Origin of the sequence: Malonomonas rubra (assembly GCF_003247215.1) — a bacterium.
Taxonomy (GTDB): Bacteria; Desulfobacterota; Desulfuromonadia; order Desulfuromonadales; family Geopsychrobacteraceae; genus Malonomonas; species Malonomonas rubra_A.
Genome location: NZ_QKAP01000107.1, coordinates 1 through 23989, shown reverse-complemented (window position 1 = coordinate 23989; position 23989 = coordinate 1). Strand labels below are relative to the sequence as shown.

The window sequence follows — 23989 nt, the reverse complement described above, 5'->3', positions numbered from 1 at the left end:
AGAGCAATCGGTAGCTTTCAACTAGAAGCCCCGGATCGAAGGATCCGGGGCTTTGTCGGTTGTATTTATGTCAACAGGGTGTCCCTGGAAAATCTGTTTTTTTCCGGTTTACGCTGGAACTTCACTTGTTGTCTGCGGGTTCAGCAATACTGAAAGCATCGACATAGTCCCACCATCAAACCCCTCGACCGGAAAATTCACTTCATCCTGCGGAGTTTTCAGTGCCGCCAGATAGAGCAATGGTAGGTAATGATCCGGACTGGGCGCCGACAGGTTCGCCATTTCGCCCCGGCTGAGATATCCTGCTAATTCCTCAGTTTTCCCGCTGAGCAAGTTTTCTCTATTCCAGGCTTCGAAATCGACGGCCCAGCTCGGAGGCTCTTTTTGCTGCTCTCGCCAATCGAAGCTAGGCAGATTGTGGACGATATTTCCGCTGCCGATGATCAATACCCCTTCTTCCCGCAGGGATGCCAACTTCTGCCCGATGCGATAGTGTTCTTCCGGGGCTTTACGCAGATCCAGGCTCACCTGGATAACAGGAATCTGGGCGTGCGGGTAAAGGTGGCGTAACACTGCCCAGGCCCCATGATCCAGCCCCCACTGGTAATCGGCAGCAAACTTGTCCGGCAACAGCAGGTCAGCGACCTGCTCGGCCAACTCGGGGTTGCCGGCAGCCGGGTATTCGATCTGAAACAGCGCGTCCGGGAATCCATAAAAATCGTGTATCGTTCTCGGTGTCTGCATCGCGGTGACACGCATTTCCGGAATGTACCAGTGGGCCGAGATCACCAGAATTGCCTTCGGCTGAGGCAGCTTCCGACCGAGTTCCTCCCAGCTACGGGCATAGCGATTATTTCCGATGGTCAGCATCGGGTTGCCATGGCCGATGAAGACGACCGGCATTAATGGACGGTCAGGATTTTTCATCACAAGCTCCTGTACGCTGCTGATATTTGTTTTCAACTGGCCTGCTTGATAAATTCTACATCGAGGTCAATCTGCACGTCTTCTCCGACCAGCACGCCGCCAGTTTCAAGCGCCGCATTCCAACTCAGGCCGAAATCCTTGCGGTTGATTTTCGTGGTTGCCTTTGCAGCTCTGCGCATATTCCCCCAAGGGTCTTTTACTTCGACTGATGGACCGGATACCGCCAATGCTACCTCTTTGGTTACGCCGTGCAGGGTCAGATCGCCAATCATCGTGAACCCATCCTCGGAGATGTCGGTAACGTGCTTTGAGGTGAAGGTCAGGCTCGGATTATTTTCCACATCGAAAAAGTCGACGCTACGCAAGTGATCGTCCCGTTTTTGGATGCCGGTATCGATACTGCCGGTGGCGATTTTTACCTCGACCCGTGAATTTTTCAGGTTGTCTTCGTCAATGGAAACAGTTCCTTGGATGTCCCGAAAACTGCCGCGCACATCGGAGATCATCATGTGTTTGACCTTGAACCCCGCTAAAGAGTGGGCTGGGTCAATATCCCAGTGGGTGGTTTCGGCAACACTCGAGGTACTGAACAACACGCCGGCGATAAGTGGAAGAGCGATTGATTTCATGATTTTGTCCTTTCGATAAACGCTAGGTTTGATTTGTCGATTTGGCTATCTTTTCCCGTTCCAAATCCTGTTTATGGTTTGACTTTACGGTTCTTTGTTTTCTGGATAAACTTAAAATAAACTGATTTACCGTTCTGAATTTAAGGATAATCAATGGATCGTTTCAGAGAGATGGAAACCTTTCTGGCCGTTGTTGAGGCCGGAAGCTTTGTTGCGGCTGCCGAAAAGCTGCGCATTTCCAAGTCTGTTGCTTCGAGAATCGTTCAGGATTTGGAGCTTCGATTGGGGGGGCGCCTGTTGAATCGGACGACCCGCCGCCTGTCACTGACCGATATCGGACAGGCATACTATCAGCGTTGTAAACACATTCTCGAAGAAGTTTCCGTGGCGGAAGGGGCGGTCGGAAAAGACCGCGAGACGGTTGTCGGGGTCTTAAAGGTCAGCGCGCCGCTTACCTTCGGCACCCTGCATCTAGCTCAGCATTGGGGGGAATTTCTCAAGCGCCACCCGTTGCTGGAACTTGACATCACCCTGCTCGATCGACGCGTCGATCTGGTTGGCGAAGGCTACGATCTGGCGATCCGCATCGCTCCGCAGCAAGATGATTCCTCACTGGTTTCGCGGAAGCTGGCAAGTTCTCGGATGGTCATGTGCGCGGCTCCAGAGTATCTGGAAAAGTTTGGTACACCCCAAACGCTGGACGAAATTTCCCAGCATGACTTTATCGGTTACAGCTATATGCCGACTGGCGATCTATGGAAATTTAAATCTCGCACTGCGGCCGACGGGATAAAAACCCGCCCGCGGCTGCGGGTGAACAATGGCGACACCTGTCGTGCCGCGGCTTTACAGGGGCTGGGAATCATTGTCCAGCCAAGCTTTATCGTTGAGGCTGATCTTGTCGCTGGCAAATTGATAGAGATTCTCCCCGAATGGCATGCCGAGGAGCGTGGCATCTATGCCGTTTATCCGACGCGCCAGCATCTTTCCGGGAAAGTGCGAGCCTTGGTCGATTATCTCGCGGATAAATTCAAAGATGCGAGTTGGAACAATTAGAACTTGCCTCTGTCTTCTTCAGTCTCCCAGGCCAGTAGCTCGCTTAATGCTGTCGAGGCGAGTAGGTAGGGCTGACACGTTTTCACTGCCAGCTTTTGCGTCTGCAGCAGTAATCTCTTCGTTGACCAGTTTTCAACCTCGCCTTCATCTGTCCAGGCTTCCCTAACGTAGCCCCACATATGCTGTGCTGCGTTCCTGGTACCGCCCTTGCTTGGGCCTGATTTTAGCAACTCTACCACTTGCAGCGTCAACTCAACCATTTCTATTTTCTCCTCGGCGAGCTCGAGGCCGATCCGGTGGTAGATTTGCGGATTGCGGGCCAGCACCGAATATTTATGTTGGCTCCACAACTGCTGGGCGTTTTGCGGCAACGGGATGCGCCCCGCTTCCTTGTCGATATATTTTCGTCGGAGGATTTGCAGCTGCAGACCGGGTGGATCGACGTATTTGGCTGGCCAGCTGCCGGGGTTGTCGTCCAGTGCCACCGGTGAGCGATCCTGGTAGCCACGCAGTTCCATTTCGCAGCGCAGCAAACGGTGGCGCATCTGCAGCGCCCAGCCGTACCCGACCCAGCGCAGGGTTTCCGGGTGGTGGGAATAGCCGGTTTTGCCATGCATGAAAATTGAAACCATCCCATGCAGTTCCCGGTGCTCGCCGAGCAGGCTCTGCCGGTTCAGGTAACCTGGGTGGATGTCCCAGATTCTCATCATCTAATCCTGTCGCAATAAGAATCGTTCAGCTCCAATTGTACCCGGATGGTGAATAAAAAAAAACGGAGCCCTTTTTTTCGTAGGGCTCCGTTTTTTTTATTTTTGCAGTTTGTCGGTTACAGAATCTGGCTGAGAAACAGCTGGGTTCGCTCATGCTGCGGGTTGTCGAAAAAGTCGTGCGGGTTGTTTTGCTCGACGATCTGCCCGGCGTCCATGAACATGACCCGGTCGGCGACGCTCTTGGCGAAGCCCATCTCGTGGGTAACCACCAGCATAGTCATTCCCTCTTTGGCCAGATCGATCATGACGTCGAGTACTTCCTTGATCATCTCCGGGTCGAGGGCTGAGGTCGGCTCGTCGAACAGCATTACTTCCGGAGCCATGCACAAGGAGCGGGCGATCGCAACCCGCTGTTGCTGACCGCCGGAAAGTTGACCAGGGAACTTTTTTGCCTGCTCGGCTATATGCACCTTCTCCAGGTACATCATCGCTATCTCTTCTGCCTTCTTCTTGGGCGTCTTGCGCACCCAGATCGGCCCCAAAGTCAGATTTTCCAGGATCGTCAGATGGGGGAAGAGGTTGAAGTGCTGGAACACCATGCCGACCTCGGCACGGACCTTTTCGATGTTCTTCAGGTCGTTGGTCAGCTCGGTGCCGTTGACGATGATCTGGCCCTGCTGGTGCTCTTCGAGCCGGTTGATGCACCGGATCATCGTCGATTTGCCGGAGCCGGAAGGGCCGCAGATGACAATCTTTTCACCCTGCTGCACTTCCAGGTTGATGTCGCTGAGGACGTGAAATTCGCCGTACCACTTGTGCATGCCGACAATCTTGATGATCGGGTCGTTCGCTTTTTTCGGTTGGGTATCAGTCATATAAGTCTCACATGGTGAAATTCGCACCGAACTAGTGGCCGGTGTGCAGTTCTTTTTCCAGCCGCCGGCTGTAGCTTGACATGGCGTAGCAGCAGATGAAATAGAGCAGCGCCAGAAACAGGTAGGCTTCGGTCGAGTAGCCTGTCCAGTGCGGGTTCTGCAGGGTGACTTTGGTTGTTTTCAACACGTCATAGAGGGCGATAATAACGACCAGCGAGGTGTCTTTGAAGGCAGAGAGCAGAATCCCGACGGTTGGCGGGATGACTATTTTTAACGCCTGCGGCAGGATAATCAGCCGCATCGTCTGCGGGTAGTTTAGACCTAGAGAATCGGCTGCCTCGTACTGCCCGCGCTGCATCGCCTGCAGTCCACCACGGACCACCTCGGCGATGTAGGCTGCGGTAAACATGATGATCGCCACTTGGGCGCGGAGCACCTTGTTAATGGTCATGCCGTCCGGTAGAAACAGCGGAAACATGATCGAGGACATGAACAGCAGGCTGATCAACGGTACGCCACGGATCATCTCGATGTAGACCACGCTAAGGGTTTTTATCGCCGGCATTTTTGACTGACGGCCGAGGGCCAACAATACGCCGAGCGGGTAAGCCATGACCATGCCGAAGAAGGAGAGCATCATCGTCAGCGGCAGGCCGCTCCACTGGTCGGTCTCGACCACCGGCATGCCGAAGACGCCGCCGTACATCAAGGTGCCCATGATGATCAGACCGATCGGCCACATCCAAGCGAGCAGTTTGGTCCAGCGGCTGCGCTCTTTCGAATAGATCACCAGCGCCAGCAGCAGGATCATCGCCAGAATCGGCCGCCACTCCTGCCCTTCGGGGAAGAACCCGAGGATAATGAACTTGATATTCTGCGGCACGATCGACCAGCAGGCTCCTTCGATATCGCGGCAGGCATCGGACGAACTATTCCAGAGACTTTCTATGAAAGCCCATTTGAAGAACGGTGGCACGATGTACGCGAGTGCTCCGAGGGTCAGTATCGTCAACAGGGAGTTGTACCAGGTGTTGAACAGATTCTTTTTCACCCAGGCCAGTGGTCCTACTTTGCTGATCGGTGCGGCCAGATATTCTCTGGTGGGGTTATTCGGTTGATTCATCTTATCACCTCTCCACCAGTTTCATCTTCTTGTTATACCAGTTCATAAACAGCGAGGTTGACAGGCTGAAGAACAGGAACACCAGCATGATCAGCGCGACCCCTTCGATCGCTTGCCCGGTCTGGTTGATCATGGTATTGGTGACCGCAACAAAGTCGGCATAACCGATGGCGATCGCCAGGGAACTGTTTTTGAGCAGATTGAGCATCTGGCTGGTTAATGGCGGAATAATCACCCGCAGCGCTTGTGGTAAGACTACCAGGTGCAGGCGCTGTCCCGGTTTCAGGCCGATCGCCATCGCCGCTTCGATTTGCCCCTTGCCGACCGATTGAATGCCGGCGCGAACAATTTCGGCAACGAAGGCCGAGGTGTAGATCACAAGGCCGAGCAGCAGGGCGCTGAACTCCGGGCTGACGGTGACGCCGCCACGGAAGTTGAAGCCGCTCAGCGCCGGGACATCCATCGCTGTCGGCGCGCCGTACGCGAGCCAGATCAAGAGCGGCACGCCGATCGCCGCGAGCGCGGTAATGCGCAGAGTCGGGAAGGCTTTACCGGTCAGGTCCTGACGTTTGTGCGCCCAGCGGCTGAGAAAGACGCTGCCGATCAGCACTGCCAGAAAAGCCCAGCCCATTACCGCGTGTGCCGCGTGTGTTTCCGGTACCCCGAAAATGACCCCCCGGTTACAGAGGAACAGTCCGTCGAACGGGTTGAGCGCCTGGCGTGGCGGCGGAAAGGACTCGTAGAAGATGGCGTACCAGAAGAACAGCTGCAGCAGCACCGGAATGTTCTGCATTACCTCAATATAGGATGCTGCCAGTTTCGAGATCAGCCAGTTGCTCGATAACCGGGCCACGCCGATCAAGGTGCCAAGTATAATCATCAGTGTGATACCAATGAAGGAGACCTTCACAGTGTTCAGGGCACCGACCAGCAGGGCGCGCAGGTACGTATCGGCCGCTGAATACTCAATCAGCGACTCGCCGATTTCAAAGGAGGCTTCCTTGTCAAGAAAGCCGAAACCGGTGGCGATCGACTGGCGCTCCAGGTTGGCCTGGGTGTTCGAATAGAGATAGTAGCTGACAAAAGCGACGACCAGCAGGGCGACCACCTGGAAGGCGATGGCGCGTTTTTCCGCATCCCGCCAGAACGGTGGCTTCGAAGGCATTTGGGCGATGTCTGGTGGCAATTTGTTGGACATAAAACAACAATCCCGGAACAAAGCGGCCGGCGGAAGAAAGCTCTTCCGGCGGCCGCAGGTTTAACGATCTATTTGAAAGGAGGCGAGTACATCAATCCACCTTCGGTCCACAAGGCGTTCAAACCACGCTCAAGACCGAGTTTGGTGTTGACGCCGACGTTGCGCTCGAAGACCTCACCGTAGTTGCCGACCTGCTTGACGATATTGTAGGCCCACTTTTCGTCCAGGCCGAGGGCCTTGCCGTTCCCTTCGATGACGCCGAGGAAACGCTGTATTTTCGGGTTTTTACTCTTCAGCATCTCGTCAACATTCTTCGAAGTGATGCCCAGTTCTTCGGCGTTGATCATTGCCAGCACCGAGAAATTGACGATGTCGAAGAACTGGTCGTCGCCATGCCGGACGGCCGGAGCCAGCGGCTCTTTGGAAATCCGTTCCGGCAGGATTATGTAGTCGCTCGGTTTCGGAGCGATACTACGGCTTGCAGCTAATTGGGAGGCGTCGGAAGTGAGCACGTCGCAGCGCCCGGCAAAGAAGGTCTTGGCCAACTCGGAGGTCGACTCTATGACGACCGGGTTCATTTTCATGTTGTTGGTACGGAAGAAGTCGGCAGCGTTCTGCTCAGTGGTGGTGCCGGGCAGGACGCAGACCGTGGCGCCGTCCAGCTCTTTTGCGCTTTTGACGCCAAGGTTCTTCGGTACCATGAAGCCCTGACCATCATAGTAGTTGACCTGAACGAAATTGAGGCCAAGCTGGGTTTCGCGGCTCAGGGTGCGGGTAGCGTTACGGGTAAGAACATCAATTTCACCAGACTGCAGGGCGGTGAAGCGCTGTTGAGCGGTCAGCGGAATGTACTTGACCTTGTCGGCATCGCCGAAAATGGCGGCTGCAATAGCGCGGGCGGTATCGACATCGAGCCCTTTCCAGACGCCTTTCTCATCCGGCATGCCGAAACCGAACACGCCGCCGTTGACCCCGGCTTGGATGTAGCCTTTCTTCTTCACGGAATCCAGATCTTTCCCTGCGTTGGCAAATCCAACCATCAGCATTGTCATGCAGATCGCAACTGCAATTACTTTCACGAGTTTCATTCCTGTTTCCTCCTCAGTATTTGAGTGTGTAGGGGTTTAATCAATAGCACATTGATTCAGAAATAAACCGGACATGCCGGTTGAGAAATCGAAACCAATTTATTGAGCAGACATAAGTTTACAACATTACTTGAAATTTGCATGGTCTAATATAGGGTGCTGGGGATTGCTCCTGGCGCGGCATTCTTGCAACGAGCGGGGAGGTGTCGCCTGATGGATAGCGTGAACTGTTTGAAGATGGAAATATAGCTGTTTATGAATAAAAATGTCCGGAGTGCTCAGTTTCTCCGGTTCTCAAACTGGCAGAAACATGTTACCAATGTGCTCCTGAAAAATGATGACGATTCATAATTATTTTTCTGTTGAAAGGATAGAGCGATGACATTCGACAAGATTGGCGTGCAGGTGCCGAAGATTCTGTTGCCGAAAGCGGGAACCGATATGCGCAAATGGGCGGTGATCGCCTGCGATCAGTACACCTCCGACCGCAGTTACTGGCAGCGCCTGGAAGAACAGACCAAAGGCTGCCTGTCGACGCTGCCGCTGATCTTTCCGGAAGTCTATCTGGAAGATAAAGACGCTGCTGCGCGTATCCAATCGATCAACCAGACCATGGAGCAGTATCTGGCCGATGGCAGTCTGGTTGAGCAGCAGGAAGGGTTCATCCTGATCGATCGAAAAACCTGCGAAGTCGAATCGCGTAAAGGGCTGATTCTGGCTCTCGATCTGGAACAGTACGATTACAACAAGGGCGCTCAGAGTTTGATCCGCGCCACCGAGGGGACCATCCTCGACCGGCTGCCGCCGCGCATCAAAGTGCGCGAGAACGCGCCGATCGAGTTGCCGCACATCATGGTGCTGATCGACGACCCGCAGCGTACGGTGATCGAACCGCTGTTCGACGAACAACTGGAGACGATCTACGATTTCGAGCTGCTGGAGAACGGTGGCCACTTAAAAGGCTACCGGATAGATCAGCCGGAGTTGATCGAAGGAATCGCTGCCGCGCTGGGAAAACTGGCCGATGCCGAGGCTTACCAGGTCAAGTATGCTGTCGAAGACGCGGTGATGCTCTACGCAATGGGCGACGGCAACCACTCCTTCGCCACTGCCAAGGCGATCTGGGAGAAGCTGAAGGAAGAGGCCGCGGATAAAGCGGCGATCATGAACCACCCGGCCCGCTATGCACTGGTCGAACTGGTCAACGTACACGATCCGGGTCTCGAGTTCGAGGCGATCCATCGGGTGCTGTTCAACGTAGATGTCGAGCAGCTAAAAGGACAGATGGAAACCTTCTTCGCCGCACGGGGAACAAAGATGACCTTCACCGGCTGCACAGATTTGGCCGAGGCGGAAGCGCTGGCCGAGAAGGCGGAAAATGCCCACGCGTTCCCGGCGATTTTCGCTGGTCAGTTCGGTGTTTGCTCGGTGGCGGACCCCGAGTACACGCTGGTGGTGGCGACCTTGCAGGCCTGCCTTGACCAGTTCCTGCAGGACAACTCTGTGGCGCGGGTCGATTATATTCACGGCACGAAAGCTGTCACCGAGTTCGGCAGCAAGGCAGATGCTGCTGGTTTCTACCTGCCTTCAATCTCTAAGCACGACCTGTTCAAGACAATTGTTCTTGATGGCGCTTTGCCGCGCAAAACCTTTTCGATGGGGGAAGCGGACGAGAAACGTTTCTATCTGGAGTGTCGCCGGATCAAGTAGGCGAGGAGCGTGACGGATGGCGGTTGTCTCTGATGTGGTTTTCGATGTCGGGCGGGTGCTGATCGATTTCAGCTATGATCGGTTTGCCGCCAAGCTGCGTCAGCAGGGGGCCGTTTGCGAGGGACCGGAGGGTTTTCTCGCTCATGTCGATCTGATCTGCTACGAGCATGGCGAGATCAGCAGCGACGAATTCCTCCTCCAGATCAATGCCTTGCTCAAACAACCGCTGCCGCTTGCTGAACTGGCAGCTGCCTGGAACAATCTGTTCACGCCGATCCAGGAGATGCTCGACGTTGCCGGCCGGCTCAAACAGCATTGCGGCGTTTATCTGTTGTCGAACACCAGCGAGCTGCACTGGCGATATCTGCAGGAGGCGTTCGGGCTGGACAACATCTGCCACGGCCTTCTCGCGTCCTATGAGGTCGGCGTGATGAAACCGGCACCGGAAATCTTTGCCGCTGCCTGTAGCCGCTTCGATCTGCGGCCCGAGACCTCGGTGTTTATCGACGACCTGGAAGCGAACGTCAAAGGGGCGATCGCCTGTGGTTGGCATGGTATCTGGCATCGTACGATCACCAGCAGCAAGGCTGAACTGCAGCGGCTGACCGGTGTCAAACTCTGAGTCCTGTTTTCCCTCTGTACCCGGCAGCTACCTGCTGGTTCTTTATCTGTGCCGTCGTACGGACCTTCCTATCGGCAAGCTTGGCTGTTTCTCTTTTCCACGTGGCTGGTATTTCTATGCCGGTTCCGCGTTTGGGCAGGGCGGATTGCAGGGGCGGCTCAGCCACCATCTGAGGCCGGTCCGCAAGCATCATTGGCATATCGATTACCTGCGCTCAAGCGCTGAGCTGCGCGCGATCTGGTATCAGGTTGCGGTGAATAACGAACATCTTTGGTCGCGCGAATTGGGCGACCTTTCGCATGCAGAGTTTCCGGTGGACGGGTTTGGTGCCAGCGACTGCGAGTGTAGCAGCCATCTGGTTTATCTGTCCAGGAGACCTGGGCAGAGGCAGCTGCGAGCCTGGCTCGGCGGAAGCGGGGTGCGTTGTCAATCGCTCAGCTGATTGATCGCCCTGTTCAACTCCACCAGCTGGTACGGTTTGGCGATCGCGGTAGCGAAGCCGTAGTCTTTATAATTAGCCATAATCGGGTCGTTTGAGTAACCGCTGGAGGCGTTTGAGGTAGCTTGGGGAAAAGGGACCCTATTTGAGCCCCTTTGGAAATTGGTTTGACGGTAACTCTATTGGGCTCGATTGTTCCCCGGCAGTAACAGGTTCAGCAATACGCCGATGATGCCGGCCAGGCCGATGCCACCCAATTTGACCACCGCTAGATCGAAATTCATGCCACCAATGCCGAACACCAGGATAATGGCGACAATTGCCAGGTTGCGCGGTTCCATCAGATCGGTGCCGGCCTTGATCAGGGTACTGATGCCGATGACCGCGATGGCACCAAATAGCAGCACCATGATGCCGCCCATTACCGGTACCGGAATGGTGTTGAGGAAACCACCCAGCTTGCCGATAAAAGCAAGGATGATAGCGGTGATTGAGGCCCAGGTCATGATCGCCGGGTTGAATGCGCGGGTCAGGGCGACGGCGCCGGAGACCTCCGAGTACGTAGTGTTCGGTGGGCCACCGAAAAAGGCTGCCAGACTGGTGGCGACCCCATCGCCGAGCAGGGTGTTCTTGATGCCTGGATCTTCAACGTAATCCTTGCCAGTGATGCCGCCGATCGCTAGCACATCACCGAAGTGTTCAATTGCTGGGGCGATTGCCACCGGCACTATGAACAGAATTGCTTCCAGGTTCCAACTCGGGAAGGTGAAATCGGGAATAGCGAACCAGGGGGCAGCGGCAACCTTCTGCATCGAGATCAGCGTTGGCGCGGTCCAGTTTTGCAATTCGCCGGGGTTGAACGCTGCTTGGGTCGCGGTGCTAAAGCCGCTCATGTCGAGAATCAGCGAGGTCGCATAGCCTGCGGCGATTCCACAGAGGATCGGGATCAATTTGAATAATCCCTTGCCGAGCAGTGAAACCAGAATGGTGGTGGCCAAGGAAGCGCCGGCAATAATAAAAGCGGTCGTTTCTGGGACCAGCCAGGCCGCACCGTCACCGGTACGACCCGAGGCCATATGGACAGCGACCGGTGCCAGCACCAGACCGATGACCATAATGACCGGCCCGGTGACCACCGGCGGCAGTATCTTGTGCAGAATTTCGGAGCCGAACAAGCGGATCAAAAGGCTAATTACAGTGTACAGCAAACCCGCTGCAAGCAGACCGCACATGGTGTCGGGGATGCCCCACTGCTGGACTCCGTAGATGATCGGTGCGATGAAGGCGAAGCTGGAGGCTAGAAATACAGGGACCTTGCCGCGGGTGATTGCCTGGAAAACTAGGGTGCCGAGTCCGGCGGTGAACAGGGCAACGTTGGCATTCAGCCCGGTCAGTAGCGGCACCAGTACCAGCGCGCCGAAGGCGACGAACAACATTTGGGCGCCAAGCAGCGCGTCCTTGGGGCGGAAGTTATATTCGGTGGGGGATGACTGATTCATTCAGTTTGTCCTTATCTGTACGCGGGTGACCCGCTGGCCGGCCCGATCGTATCTGCTATTTTGTGCCGAAAATCTTGTCTCCAGCGTCTCCCAGACCGGGCAGGATATAGCCGTTCTCGTTGAGTCGTTCATCAATCGAGGCGACGTAAATATCGACATCGGGGTGCTCGGCTTTCACCTTCTCGAGCCCTTCCGGGACGGCCACCAGGAATAGGCCGCGGATGCTGGTGCAGCCGGCTTTTTTCAGCATGTCGATACAGGCGAGCAGCGACCCGCCGGTGGCCAGCATCGGGTCAAGGATCAGCGCGGTGCGGTCATCCATACTGCTGGTCATCTTCTCGTAATAAGTGATTGGCTCGAGGGTCTCTTCGTCGCGGTAGAGGCCGACCACGCTGACCCGTGCGCTAGGGATCAGGCTGAGGACGCCGTCCATCATACCAAGGCCGGCCCTCAAAATCGGCACTACGGTGATTTTTTTCCCCTTGATCCGCTCGACGCTGACCGGGCCGTTCCAGCCTTCGATGGTTTCCGCCTCGGTTTCCAGATCTTTGGTCGCTTCGTAGGTCAGCAGCCTAGCTACTTCCGAAGCCAGGTCACGAAAGTCCTTGGTGCTGATGTCATGTTGCCGCATCAGGCCGAGCTTGTGTTTCACCAGTGGGTGATTTACTTCATAAACAGCCATCGGGGACTCCTTTGTCGATTTTCGAAGAGAAAACAGAAGTCGGCTTAGTTGCCACAGGTTTCTTCTGTTAGATAAAAAGTTTTGTCAGACTCAACGGGGCAGCATAAAAGTATCACTTCGCCATGGTCAAGGGATTTGGCAAAGCAACCTTCTGGACACTAAGCTTTTCAATTAGAATGTTTCTCTGTTAAGCTCAAAATTCACAATTCAGATACCAATGATTTATCGTTTTGCTTAGGTTGTTAGATGAAACGACTGCTTCGTCAATTATTTTTGCCGTTGGTTGGCTGCACCCGGTAACTGTGGGTAATTATCGCCGAGCCGCTCGACAAGCATGATCAGGAAGAAGACCATGCCTTCTGTCAGCAATATTCGGGAAAGTACGGGGTGATCAACATGGACCTACTGATGAGCGGCAGCGGAATGGATGATTTTCCCGACCTGCAGCGCCAGGCGCAACTGTATGAATCCTGCATGATGAAGAAGGTCTATTGGTTTCAATAAGAGTCTGAAATACGGACTTTCTCAGAAAGGTAAGTTGCGCTATAGTGGTCGGCCGGTTTGGGCCGGCTTTTTCATTTTTAGCAGACTTCGAAAAGCGTTATGACAGATATTTCTTTCAAACATAAAGTGGAATTTTACGCCATGCGCCTGCTGGCAAAACTGATCCGCAGTTTGCCGCGTGAACAGGCGCTCAAGCTGGGAGGTCGCCTGGGAATTATCAGTGGGATGTTGCTGAAAAAGCGCCGCCGTCTGGCAGAGGAAAACCTGCGGCGAGCATTTCCTGAGTGGAGCTCGCTCAAAGTGCGTGCAACCTGCTGGGCGAATTTTCAGCATATTGGCATCTGTGGTGCCGAAATGCTGCGTCTGGATATGTGGCGTAGTGGCAGTAGCGATTTGGAAACTTACTTTGAAATGGTCGATCAGCATTATCTGCGTGAGGCGTTAAAGCTTGGGCGTGGTGCGATCGTTCTGACCGGCCATGTAGGTTTCTGGGAGGGCGGTTTTTTTGCCATGCCGGAAACCGGGATTAAATTTCATGCCGTAACCAAGCCATTAAAAAATCCCTTGAGTGACAGCTTTTTCTGTAAGCTTAGACAGGCGTTTGGAGTCAGGACGATTGACAGCCGAAAAGGAGCACGTCGTATTCTCAAAGCTTTGCAGGGGGGAAGCGCAGTTGCGATCCTGCTCGATCAACACATTTCTCCGCCCGGCTCGGTGCCGACGGATTTTTTTGGCCGTCAGGCTTATACCACCACTGCCATCACCAATTTGGCGATGAAATACCGGGTGCCGGTGGTGCCGACCTTTTGCCACCGGTTGCCCGATAACCGTTACAAGATCTGGTCGGAGCCGATGTTTTTTCTCGAAGGGGAGGGGGAACATGCAATCAAAGAAAATACCCAGGTGTTGACAGATATTATAGCTTCGGTGGTACGGCGCGACCCCAGCCAGTGGTTCTGGATGCACAAGCGTTGGCGGGTTCCGGATCAGGAAAATTAAGTAGAGATTCAGAGGAAAGATTGTGAGCAAAGAATTAAAACGTGAAATCGCAAAGCGAAGGACCTTCGGTATTATCAGCCACCCGGACGCCGGTAAAACCACCCTGACTGAAAAGCTGTTGCTATTCGGGGGTGCAATCCAGATGGCTGGTACGGTCAAGGCGCGCAAGTCGAACCGGCACGCCACCAGTGACTGGATGAGCATCGAGAAGGAGCGGGGAATCTCGGTCTCCTCCTCGGTGATGAAGTTCGACTACCGCAACTACGAGGTCAACCTGCTCGATACCCCCGGTCACCAGGATTTTTCCGAGGACACCTATCGTGTGCTGACTGCTGTCGATAGCGCGCTGATGGTGATTGACTGCGCCAAAGGGGTTGAGCCGCAGACCGAAAAGCTGATGGAGGTCTGTCGAATGCGCAACACTCCGGTGCTGACTTTCATCAACAAGCTCGACCGTGAGGGGCTTGATCCGCTGGAGCTGCTCTCCGATATAGAAGAAAAGCTGCAGATTGAGTGTGCGCCGCTCTCTTGGCCGATCGGCATGGGCAAGCGTTTCAAGGGGGTGTACAACCTCTACCGCAAGGAACTGAACCTGTTCAAGCCCGGCGACTCGGCGACCAGCACCGAGACGGTGAAGATCGAGAGCCTTGACGACCCGAAGCTGGACGAGATCCTCGGTAGCCAGGCCCAAGAATTGCGTGGTGAAATCGAGCTGCTCGAGGGGGCGGCCAATCCGTTCAGTCTCGACGATTACCTGAAGGCAAATCAGACGCCGGTCTTCTTCGGCAGCGCTATCAATAACTTTGGTGTGCAGGAGATGCTCGACGCCTTTGTCGAATTGGCTCCGGCACCAGGACCGCGCGAAGCGGCCGAGCGGGTCGTCGAGCCAGACGAAGAGGATTTTTCCGGCTTCGTTTTCAAAATCCAGGCGAACATGGACCCGGCCCACCGTGACCGGATCGCTTTTCTGCGCATCTGCAGCGGCAAGTTCACCAAGGGTATGAAGGTCAAACACCACCGGATAGGCAAAGAGGTTAATCTTTCCAAGGCGACCATCTTTATGGCCCAAGACCGGGCGCATGTCGAAGAGGCTTATCCCGGCGATATCATCGGCCTGCACAACCATGGCACCATCAAGATCGGCGACACCTTCACACCGAAGGAACCGCTCAAGTTCACTGGTATCCCCAACTTCGCCCCGGAACATTTCCGCCGAGTGCGGTTGAAAGATCCGCTCAAGTCGAAGCAGCTGCAAAAGGGCTTGATCCAGCTGGCCGAAGAGGGGGCAGTGCAGGTTTACAAGCCGATCTCCGGTGCAGAATTCATTCTCGGCGCGGTAGGTGTACTCCAATTCGACGTGACCATGGAACGGCTCAAGGCGGAATATAACGTCAGTGCCGTTTACGAGGGAGTCGATTATAGCACCGCCCGCTGGATCGAGTGCCCGGACAGGAAAGTGTTGGATGATTTCTGCAAGAAAAATCAGCATCATCTGGCCCATGACGCTGAAGGCCATCTGACCTACCTTGCCGCCAGCGAATGGCGGTTGGGGCATACCATGGAGCAGTGGGAGGGGGTTCAATTCCTAAAATCCCGCGAACATAGTTAGTTTGAGCGCTAAACTTTTTAAAGACCTGCACCTGGATGCAGGTCTTTTTTGTCACGGCATCTGATAGATGACATAGTTGTCGTTTGAAGTGTTTAATCTGCCCCGCTTTTCTGCCACAACTATCGGTTTTTGAAAATCTCTTGGCTATAATTAAACGGGCCGTAACTGCAGGTTTCCCGAAGAAGGAAAATCATCTGCCATGAATCTTGCTAATAAACTGAAAAAATCTCTGCAAGCTAGGTTCATTCTTGCAACCGCTCTTTCGATAGCGGTTTTTTTTATGATTTTTCTGCTGCTGTTTTTTTCCTTTATTCAGATCCGCAGCAATATCCAACAGTTGACCGGTGTGGAAATGCGGAAAATTGTCGAGGGATCACGGATCGCCCTCGATCTTGGGCAGTTTTTAGCTCGGTTGAAAGTGCTTCAGGCAACCTTTTACCGTAACGATGAGTTCTTGCAGGAAGAGGGGGCTTATCTGCTGAAGATGGTACAACAATTTGAAGGGGACTATACCGATAGTTTCTCACCGGCGACTCAGGCCTCGTTAAGGGAGCAGTTGGGCGGATTGCTGGAACAGTGTACGAAGGTCAATGATTCACTGGAGCAGTTGCAGCAGCTAAATGGAGAATTTTCAAGACTCCTGGAGGAAGTCGACAGGCAGATTGAAGAACAAACCCGGCGGACTTTGGCGGTTACTGAAGTTACAAAGCTCGAACAGTTGACCCATCTGCTTGCTCACTATCGTATTGAACTCGTGGAAACCATTCATGTTCATGACCAGCCGGGACAATGGCAACAGCCCTCCAACAATGAGATCGTTTCGCTACAGGCACGTCTACAAGCACTGTCCGCAGAGCAGGGTCCGATAGATTTTGTCCCACAACTGCTCAGCCTAATGCAGCGTTATCGGGTGCTACGGGAAACCCATTATCAGGCAATGAATCTGCTGGGCAAGCACTCAACAGCCTTGAATCAAACCGCCCAAGAGGGGCTGCAGCAGATCGGAAAGGTCGACTGGCTAATTGAACAGCATGCCGAGCAGGTAATGACGGAAATCGATTCGACGGTCATGACCACCGAGGTTATGGTTATGGGGCTGATAACGGTGTTTGCACTGTTGCTGGCTCTGATCCAGATACAGCTGTACCGCAAGCATATCAAAAGGCCGATGGAACATGTCCGTAAGCGGCTGCTTGCTGTTCAGCGCGGCAACTACAGTTCACCGATGCAGATGGGGAGACTCGATGAGTGGGGGCAGATTGAATCGATCTTCAACATCCTGCTGAATGATCTGATCAACAATTGGTCGGCACTGCAGGAGTCGGAAAAACGCTATCGGAATTTTTTCGATTGTGCCGCGGAAGGCATTTTTCAGTCGACCCAGAAAGGGGTTCTGTTAAATATGAACCCTTCCATGATTGAAATGTTCGGTTTTGATGATCATGAAGCAAATAAGCAGGTTGAAAGCATCTATGCCGATCCAGCAGATTGGTTGCGGTTGCTCACATTGCTTCAGAAGGAAGACATTGTTTCCAACTACGAAGTCGAAATGCGCCGTTCTAACGGCCAGACTTTTTGGGCTGTAATCAACAGTCATTTGGTCCGGGACGCTGAAGAAAGTATCCAGCTTGTCGAAGGGACGGTCGAAGATATCAGTATGCGGCGGGCCGGTGATGAAGCGCTGCGTCAGTTGAAGGAATATCTACACGCGATTGTCGATACCATGCCGTCGATTTTGATCGGAATTGATGAAAAACGGCGGGTGACACTCTGGAACCGGGCTGTTGCGGAATTAAGTGGCATCCCTGAGGAGCAAGCGTTTGGCGAGCAGTTGGAAGAAGTTTTTTCGTTAATCGACCAATCTTACTATCTGAATCACATCGATGAAACCCTGAACAGCAAAGAAGTTGTGCGTCTGGGGAAAATACCCGGCGCTAAAGTTTGTGAAGGCTGCTATTTCGATATGCTGATCTACCCGCTACTCTCGCTGGAAATAACTGGGGCAGTCATCTATATGGATGATATCACCGAGAAATTACGCATCGAAGAAGTGATGGTGCAGTCGGAGAAAATGCTCTCGGTCGGTAGCCTGGCCGCTGGAATGGCCCATGAAATCAATAACCCGTTGGCTTCGATACTGCAGAACGTTCAGGTTCTCGGCCAGCGCCTTTCTCCCGCCCTGAAAAAGAATCAGGAGGTGGCCTTACAGCTGGGGATCCAGGTTGAACAGGTGGCGGAATACGCGCGGATGCGCGGTTTCGATCAGATGATCAAATCGATTGCAGAGTCCGGTCAGCGGGCGGCACGCATTATCGAGAACATGCTCAATTTCAGTCGCAAAAGCGCTTCCCACTTTCTGCCCTGCAGCTTGGCGGAACTGGTGGAAAAAACCATCGAGTTGGCCAGCAGCGATTATGATATGAAGCATCAATTCGATTTCCGGAAGATTAATATCGTGCGCGAGTTCCGCCCTGTTCCCGACGTGCCCTGCGAATCGAGCCAGATTCAGCAGGTGGTGCTCAGCTTGTTGAAAAATGCTGCGGAAGCTCTAATGGACAGCGAAGGACCGGAAATCACGGTGCGGATTTTCCAAGAGGAAGAGCAGGTCTGTGTGCAGATTGCCGACAACGGCGAAGGGATGCCGGAACCTGTCCGACGGCGTATTTTTGAACCTTTCTTTACGACCAAAGAGGTCGGCCTGGGTACCGGTCTGGGATTGTCTGTTTCCTATTTCCTGGTCGTGCAGAATCATAAAGGCCGCTTGACGGTCGATTCGCAACCGGGAGAAGGAACTTGTTTCAGCTTTTTTCTGCCACTGGCGCTGGAAAAATGACGAAGGATAAACGATGGCACTGATCGAGTGGAAAGAGATTTATGAAACCAGGATGGTTGCGCTTGATAACGAGTATCGTACCTTGGTTCAACAGATTAGCTATTTAGGGGAAGCTCTTCGGCATAAACGTGCAGAGCTCTGGGAGAAATTCTCTCGGCCCTGCAGGATTACACCGAAAAATATTTTCAGCATGAGGGGAGATTGTTGCAGCAATATGATTGCCCTGATTTTCCTGAACATCGGGAAATACACCAGTGGCTACGCGACAGTGTCGTAGCACGGAAAGCCTAATTCGCTGGGAGGAAAGAGGGTTTGGCAAAAAAACTCTACAGCTTTTTGCAGAATTGGCTACTTGGGCATATCATTGACATAGACAAGAAATATTGGCTATTCCTTGAATCGCGGGCCGGTCGATTTGTCAGTTGACACTTTTCGACCTGACAGGCTGCCTTAAGGGCAGCCTTTTTACTTTGCTCGGCTCTAGGCGTTTCGGAATCTTGAAATGATGAATAGGAGCACCGATGAATAACCTGAAAAAAACGGCAATCAAACAGGCTTTGAACGTGGATCAGGGTGTGGAGATTTGTGTCAAAGGCTGGGTGCGTTCTGCCAGGCGGGGCAAAGATGTCAGCTTTATCGCCCTGAATGATGGAAGTTGTATTGACAGTTTGCAGCTGGTACTCAGCCCGGAACTGGAAAATTACGAGCAACTTAGCCGGGTTGGAACTGGGACTTGCCTCAGCGCCAGCGGCTTGTTAACCGAATCGCCGGCCGTTGGGCAGAAGTGGGAGCTGCGGGTGGCGGTGGCGCAGCTCATAGGTGCTGCGGATGAAACCTACCCGCTGCAGAAGAAGCGTCACAGCTTCGAGTTTCTGCGTAGCATCGCCCACCTGCGCCCTCGCTCCAATTCCTTCGGCGCGGTGTTCCGGATGCGTAGTGCGCTTTCGTTTGCAGTGCATAAGTTTTTCCAGGAGCGTGGTTTCATCTACGTGCAGACGCCGATTATTACCGCTAACGATTGTGAAGGGGCAGGGGAGATGTTTCGGGTTTCGACCCTCGACGCGGCCAATCCACCGAAGCTCAACGGCGAAATCGACTGGTCCGAGGATTTCTTTGGCGAACGGACCGGGTTGACGGTCAGCGGCCAACTGCAGGGGGAATTGTTCGCCACTGCGTTTTCCGATATTTACACCTTCGGCCCGACTTTTCGTGCCGAGAACTCCAACACCAGCCGTCACGCTGCCGAGTTCTGGATGATCGAGCCGGAGATCGCCTTCGCCGATTTGTCTGATGATTGTCAGCTGGGTGAAGATTTCCTCCGCTACCTTGTGACCTACGCGCTGGAGAATTGCCAGGAGGATCTGGACTTTTTCAATCAGCGGATCGAAAAGGGGCTGATCGATAAGCTCGAAGCGCTGGCCAAGGCGGAATTCAGGTCCATTACTTACAGCGAAGCGGTCGAGTTGCTGCTCATAGCAAAGCAGCAGTTTGAGTTTCCGGTTTCCTGGGGCTGTGACCTGCAGTCGGAGCACGAACGCTATCTGACCGAGCAGGTTTTTAACGGCCCGGTCTTTGTTACCGACTACCCGAAAGATATCAAGGCTTTTTACATGCGAGTCAATGATGACCAGAAGACGGTAGCGGCGATGGACCTGCTGGTGCCGCGGGTAGGCGAGATCATCGGCGGCAGCCAGCGGGAGGAGAGACTGGAGGTGTTGCAGGCGCGGATGGACGAGTGCCGTGTGCCGCAGGAACACCTGCAATGGTACCTCGACATCCGTCGCTGGGGCAGCTGCCCGCACGCCGGCTTCGGCCTCGGTTTTGAGCGGCTGCTGATGTATGTCACCGGTATGGAGAATATCCGCGACGTGATCCCTTTCCCTCGGACTCCGGGACATGCCAAGTTCTAAATCTATTTCAACCCTTGGGCACTAGTCCTTGGCCATGGAAATATGATAAGACCTGCTGTAAGAACAACGTAAAGGACTGAGAATGCCCACCAATAACCTTAAATGTCCCAATTGTAACGCCACCGTGGTTACCTATCGAAACCCGTTTCCGACGGTCGACATCATCATCCGGCAGGGTGGAAAGATTGTCTTGATTGAACGGAAGAACGAACCCTTCGGCTGGGCGCTGCCTGGTGGTTTCGTCGATTATGGTGAGAGTTTGGAGCAGGCCGCGTTGCGTGAGGCCAGGGAAGAGACCGCATTGGAGTTGAAAAATCTACGGCAATTCCGAGCCTATTCCGATCCCGATCGCGATCCGCGCCAGCACAATATCTCCCTGGTTTTTACCGCCGACGGCGAGGGGCTACTGTGTGGCGGTGATGACGCGGGCCAAGCGAGACTGTTCAGCTTGGATGAGTTGCCACAGCTTTGCTTCGATCACGCCAAGATTCTGGACGATTATCGGAAGATGCAGGTTGCCAAATCCTTATAACCAAAGTCAGCAGTTTCTCACCCGGGCCATATTTGCTCCCGTAAAGCTGCGGATCATTTGATGATCAGGTTCGATATGGTAACCGGATCGCCAGATAACGTCAGCGTACCGTAAAACGAGGTGTCTGAGATAACGTTGGCAAAAGCAGCATCATAGCCGCCCTGCAGATTGATCGTTACATCCCGATCAAAATAAAGATTCTCCGGTGACTGCTCCCCTGCCCTAATTTTGATCGTATCGGTTTGCCCTGAAAGTATACCGTCGTAAGCATTTTGCATCGTCATGTAGGAAGCTTGGCTGCTTTCCAGCATGACCGGATTGGGGGGAATGACCGTAAAGGTCGCTGCGACATTTTTCGCTGCATTCATCGTCACTAGACAGTCACCTGTGCCGCTGCAGTTTCCTGCCCAACCGGAGAAATTGTAATTGGTAGCGGGGGCTGCGGTCAGAGTTACAAGCGTTCCTTCGGTATAATCCTGGGTACAGTTGTTTGTACATTCCATGTCTGTTCCCGGTGCGCTGTGCACAGTTCCTTGACCAGATACGGAGACGGTCAGGGTATGGAGGACCTGAGAAAAGGTTGCTGTAACCGTGCAATCCCCGGTGATCGTGGCAGTTGTATAAGTGATGCCGTTCAGCGAACCGCCGCAGCCGGAGACCGATTCAATCTGGTAGCCGGTATCGGGAGTGACTGTGAAGTCAACCGTTTCTTCCGGATAAACCAGCTGTATGGTATCCGGGGTCAAGCTGCCGTTCAGGCCGGTGGCAGGGGTGACCGAATATTGCATGATGGTGGCGCCCAGATAGCGCAGCAGGGCGAAATCGTAATTGCCGCCGATGTTGCTATAGCCTGCCAGCAGGATATTGCCATCTCCTTGAATTGCCACACTGTAGGCACCATCGTTCAGGCCGCCGACGTTTGTAGTGACTATGCCGGTGGTGTTGAAGCTGGTGTCGAGGCTGCCGTCGCTGTTGTAGCGCAGCAAGGCCATATCGTTCTTGCTGCCGTTGTCGCTGTAGCCGCCGACCAGAATCTTGCCGTCGTCTTGCAACGCGATGCTGAGCGCGTAATCATAATACCCGTTGATATCGGTGGTGACAAAGCCGGTGGTGTTGAAGCTGGTGTCGAGGCTGCCGTCGCTGTTGTAGCGTAGCAGGGCTATCTGAGAGTAGTTATTGAGGTAGCTGTATCCGGCAAGCAGAATTTTTCCGTCAGGACCGGGTTGCAGAGCCAAACTATAGGCATTATCCCCGGAGCCTATATCGGTGGTGACAATGCCAGTGCCGTTGAAACTGGTATCGAGGCTGCCATCGCTGTTGTATCGCAGCAGGGCCATATCATTACTGCCGCCGATGTTGCTGTAGCCGGCGAGCAGGATTTTGCCGTCTTCCTGAATCGCCACGCTACGGGCGATATCGTTTGTGCTGCTGATGTCGGTGGTGACGATGCCGTTGGAACTGAAGCTGGTGTCGAGGCTGCCATCGCTGTTGTAGCGCAGCAGTGCCATATCATTGTTGCTGCCGTTGTGGCTGTAGCCGCCGAACAGGATCTTTCCGTCAGGTTGCAGTGCCACGCTCTGACCATAGTCGTTCAAAATGCCGACATCAGTAGTGACGATGCCATCCGAATGAAAGCTGGTGTCGAGGCTGCCGTCGCTGTTGTAGCGCAGCAGGGCGAATTGGGCGCTGTAGTTGACTTCGCTGTAGCCGCCCACGAGGATCTTGCCGTCGGGTTGCAGCACCACGCTGTAGCCGCCATCGTTCAGGCTAGCTACATCGGTAGTGAGCATGCCATCGGAATCAAAGCTGGTGTCCAGACTGCCGTCACTGTTATAGCGGACTAGGGAGATGTCTCTGTTGCTGCCGACACTGCTGTAACCGGTTAAGAGGATCTTGGCATCGGTTTGAATTGCCATACTGTAAGCTCTGTCTTCAGAACCAGCGACATCTGTGGTGACGATACCTTCAGTACCGAAGGTTACATCAAGATCGCCTTCAGCGCTGATGGAGGTTGCGGGGAGGGTGATAAACAGCAGGAAAACAACCAGATAGCCTATTGTTGATCTCATTTCCGATCTCCTCTTGGTGACGGCGTGCAAAAAGAAAAACAGCCAGGCGTTATGTGAGAGCTGATAAGGATAGCTGCAAGTTAGCAAAGCTATCTCTTGATATCCTCTGCTCTACAGCAGAGGATTTAGTTCTCTGAGAAGATGAGCGAAATGTGGGTGAGACAATAAATTGAAATTACATAACTAGCGATAAATGCTTAATGTTATGCAATTTTCACACCGACTTGGTGGAGAATGTTTGCTGTCAGGCTAAAGTTGTTTAAGTTGCTGAAATCAATGAACCCTAGGGTTGGTGCTGATGATTGTGTAAACTGCTGGGAAGGTGTTCCTTGTGAGCATTTGGTAAATTCCCCAGAATGGTTTTTTAAATTTCCAGAAAATTCCGAGCAAGTGGTTTTGGAATGATGCGGCTGGGGGGCTCACCGTTGCTGTGCAGACTGAATATGATGCCTTGAAAGAAGTATTTACCGGCAAGATGTTAGCTTTTCAGCACTGGTGAGACGACCCATTGTTAGCAACGGAACGCTGCTCAACTTCTTAGCAAAAGGTTAGTCGGCCTGTGCCGTTAAATGTACAACCGATCCAATGATCGGAAAAAAAGAGATTGTTGCTCGCCTTGCCGAACGGAGGCTTGTTTTTTCATCGAATAGGTTTGCTTTCTGTTGCAATGTTAAATGTATAGAATACTGTGATGATCACGGTTTCGTGGCGCGCGCTCTTTTTTTTGCGTATTTGATATGGAACAGTTGACTACCCCATGCGGCAGCTTGATGTTTTTGTAGCTAAACCGGCAGGTTAAACAAGTCAATTTACTCAGTTTCTCCCCGTCTCGGCAAAAAATAATAGTTCTTGTTGTAAATTCCCTTTCTCTGAAACTGGTTAGAGGTACCGTCATGTAAAGGTCAAATCGACTATTTGTTGTTGGCTATTTAGCCAAAGCAGGATGAGTTCCCAAAAAGAACTGATTTTTATAGG

20 protein-coding genes are annotated in these 23989 nt (G+C 53.4%); 10 read left to right on the top strand and 10 right to left on the bottom strand.

Annotation, left to right across the window (positions count from 1 at the left end; translation table 11 throughout):
* Positions 1–108 precede the first annotated feature (108 nt).
* On the bottom strand, positions 109–927 hold the full coding sequence (gene ygiD, locus Q7J88_RS11285; protein WP_303722329.1) for a 4,5-DOPA dioxygenase extradiol: 819 nt from the start codon (positions 925–927) through the stop codon (positions 109–111).
* A 32-nt stretch (positions 928–959) separates the two neighbouring features.
* The gene (locus Q7J88_RS11280; protein WP_303722328.1) at positions 960–1556 is read right to left on the bottom strand and encodes a YceI family protein; all 597 of its coding nucleotides are present in this window, start codon (positions 1554–1556) and stop codon (positions 960–962) included.
* A 153-nt stretch (positions 1557–1709) separates the two neighbouring features.
* Between Q7J88_RS11280 and Q7J88_RS11275 the strand changes: the two genes are divergently transcribed.
* Positions 1710–2612: a LysR family transcriptional regulator gene (locus tag Q7J88_RS11275; protein WP_303722327.1), complete on the top strand. Its 903-nt coding sequence runs from the start codon at positions 1710–1712 to the stop codon at positions 2610–2612.
* Here Q7J88_RS11275 and Q7J88_RS11270 read toward each other — a convergent pair.
* From Q7J88_RS11270 to Q7J88_RS11250, 5 genes are all read right to left on the bottom strand, one after another.
* A complete protein-coding gene (locus tag Q7J88_RS11270; protein ID WP_303722326.1) occupies positions 2609–3322 on the bottom strand; it encodes a DUF1722 domain-containing protein in 714 nt (237 codons plus the stop codon). The two genes, Q7J88_RS11275 and Q7J88_RS11270, sit on opposite strands and share 4 nt — an antisense overlap.
* 116 nt (positions 3323–3438) lie before the next feature.
* Entirely contained in the window at positions 3439–4197 is a 759-nt protein-coding gene (locus Q7J88_RS11265; protein WP_303722325.1) for an amino acid ABC transporter ATP-binding protein, read from the bottom strand.
* Positions 4198–4228: 31 nt separating this feature from the next.
* Entirely contained in the window at positions 4229–5320 is a 1092-nt protein-coding gene (locus tag Q7J88_RS11260; RefSeq protein ID WP_303722324.1) for an amino acid ABC transporter permease, read from the bottom strand.
* Positions 5321–5324: 4 nt separating this feature from the next.
* Entirely contained in the window at positions 5325–6518 is a 1194-nt protein-coding gene (locus tag Q7J88_RS11255; protein ID WP_303722323.1) for an amino acid ABC transporter permease, read from the bottom strand.
* Between the two features lie 68 nt (positions 6519–6586).
* On the bottom strand, positions 6587–7606 hold the full coding sequence (locus Q7J88_RS11250; protein WP_303722322.1) for an amino acid ABC transporter substrate-binding protein: 1020 nt from the start codon (positions 7604–7606) through the stop codon (positions 6587–6589).
* 378 nt (positions 7607–7984) lie between these two features.
* On the opposite strand from Q7J88_RS11250, the gene Q7J88_RS11245 reads away from it, so the two are divergent.
* The 3 genes from Q7J88_RS11245 to Q7J88_RS11235 are packed head-to-tail and all read left to right on the top strand — an operon-like array spanning position 7985 to position 10380.
* Complete coding sequence (locus Q7J88_RS11245) at positions 7985–9316, top strand: DUF1015 domain-containing protein (RefSeq protein ID WP_303722321.1); 1332 nt, start codon at positions 7985–7987, stop codon at positions 9314–9316.
* Positions 9317–9332: 16 nt separating this feature from the next.
* Positions 9333–9938 (top strand): HAD family hydrolase, encoded by a 606-nt coding sequence (locus Q7J88_RS11240; RefSeq protein WP_303722320.1) that lies wholly within the window; start codon positions 9333–9335, stop codon positions 9936–9938.
* Positions 9925–10380 carry a DUF123 domain-containing protein gene (locus Q7J88_RS11235; RefSeq protein ID WP_303722319.1) on the top strand — a complete coding sequence of 152 codons (456 nt, stop codon included), beginning with the start codon at positions 9925–9927 and terminating at the stop codon, positions 10378–10380. The genes Q7J88_RS11240 and Q7J88_RS11235 overlap by 14 nt, the downstream gene beginning before the upstream one ends.
* Positions 10381–10556: 176 nt before the next feature.
* Here the strand turns inward: Q7J88_RS11235 and Q7J88_RS11230 are convergent, their stop codons facing one another.
* Both Q7J88_RS11230 and upp read right to left on the bottom strand, forming a co-directional pair.
* Positions 10557–11876 (bottom strand): uracil-xanthine permease family protein, encoded by a 1320-nt coding sequence (locus tag Q7J88_RS11230; RefSeq protein WP_303722318.1) that lies wholly within the window; start codon positions 11874–11876, stop codon positions 10557–10559.
* 55 nt (positions 11877–11931) lie between these two features.
* Positions 11932–12558, bottom strand: a complete 627-nt coding sequence (gene upp / locus Q7J88_RS11225) for a uracil phosphoribosyltransferase (protein ID WP_303722317.1) — start codon at positions 12556–12558, stop codon at positions 11932–11934.
* 603 nt (positions 12559–13161) lie between these two features.
* Here upp and Q7J88_RS11220 point away from each other — a divergent pair.
* The 6 genes from Q7J88_RS11220 to Q7J88_RS11195 all read left to right on the top strand — a co-directional run bounded on the left by Q7J88_RS11220 (position 13162) and on the right by Q7J88_RS11195 (position 20945).
* Positions 13162–14061 carry a lysophospholipid acyltransferase family protein gene (locus Q7J88_RS11220; RefSeq protein ID WP_303722316.1) on the top strand — a complete coding sequence of 300 codons (900 nt, stop codon included), beginning with the start codon at positions 13162–13164 and terminating at the stop codon, positions 14059–14061.
* A 22-nt stretch (positions 14062–14083) separates the two neighbouring features.
* The gene (locus tag Q7J88_RS11215) at positions 14084–15670 is read left to right on the top strand and encodes a peptide chain release factor 3 (RefSeq protein ID WP_303722315.1); all 1587 of its coding nucleotides are present in this window, start codon (positions 14084–14086) and stop codon (positions 15668–15670) included.
* A gap of 280 nt (positions 15671–15950) precedes the next feature.
* Entirely contained in the window at positions 15951–18503 is a 2553-nt protein-coding gene (locus Q7J88_RS11210; RefSeq protein ID WP_303722314.1) for an ATP-binding protein, read from the top strand.
* 13 nt (positions 18504–18516) lie between these two features.
* Positions 18517–18780: a hypothetical protein gene (locus Q7J88_RS11205; RefSeq protein WP_303722313.1), complete on the top strand. Its 264-nt coding sequence runs from the start codon at positions 18517–18519 to the stop codon at positions 18778–18780.
* A gap of 244 nt (positions 18781–19024) precedes the next feature.
* Positions 19025–20413, top strand: coding sequence for an asparagine--tRNA ligase (gene asnS, locus Q7J88_RS11200; protein WP_303722312.1), 1389 nt, complete (start codon positions 19025–19027; stop codon positions 20411–20413).
* A gap of 82 nt (positions 20414–20495) precedes the next feature.
* Positions 20496–20945 carry an NUDIX hydrolase gene (locus Q7J88_RS11195; RefSeq protein ID WP_303722311.1) on the top strand — a complete coding sequence of 150 codons (450 nt, stop codon included), beginning with the start codon at positions 20496–20498 and terminating at the stop codon, positions 20943–20945.
* 53 nt (positions 20946–20998) lie between these two features.
* On the opposite strand, the gene Q7J88_RS11190 is transcribed toward Q7J88_RS11195, so the two are convergent.
* Complete coding sequence (locus tag Q7J88_RS11190) at positions 20999–23014, bottom strand: hypothetical protein (protein ID WP_303722310.1); 2016 nt, start codon at positions 23012–23014, stop codon at positions 20999–21001.
* Positions 23015–23989: the final 975 nt, after the last annotated feature.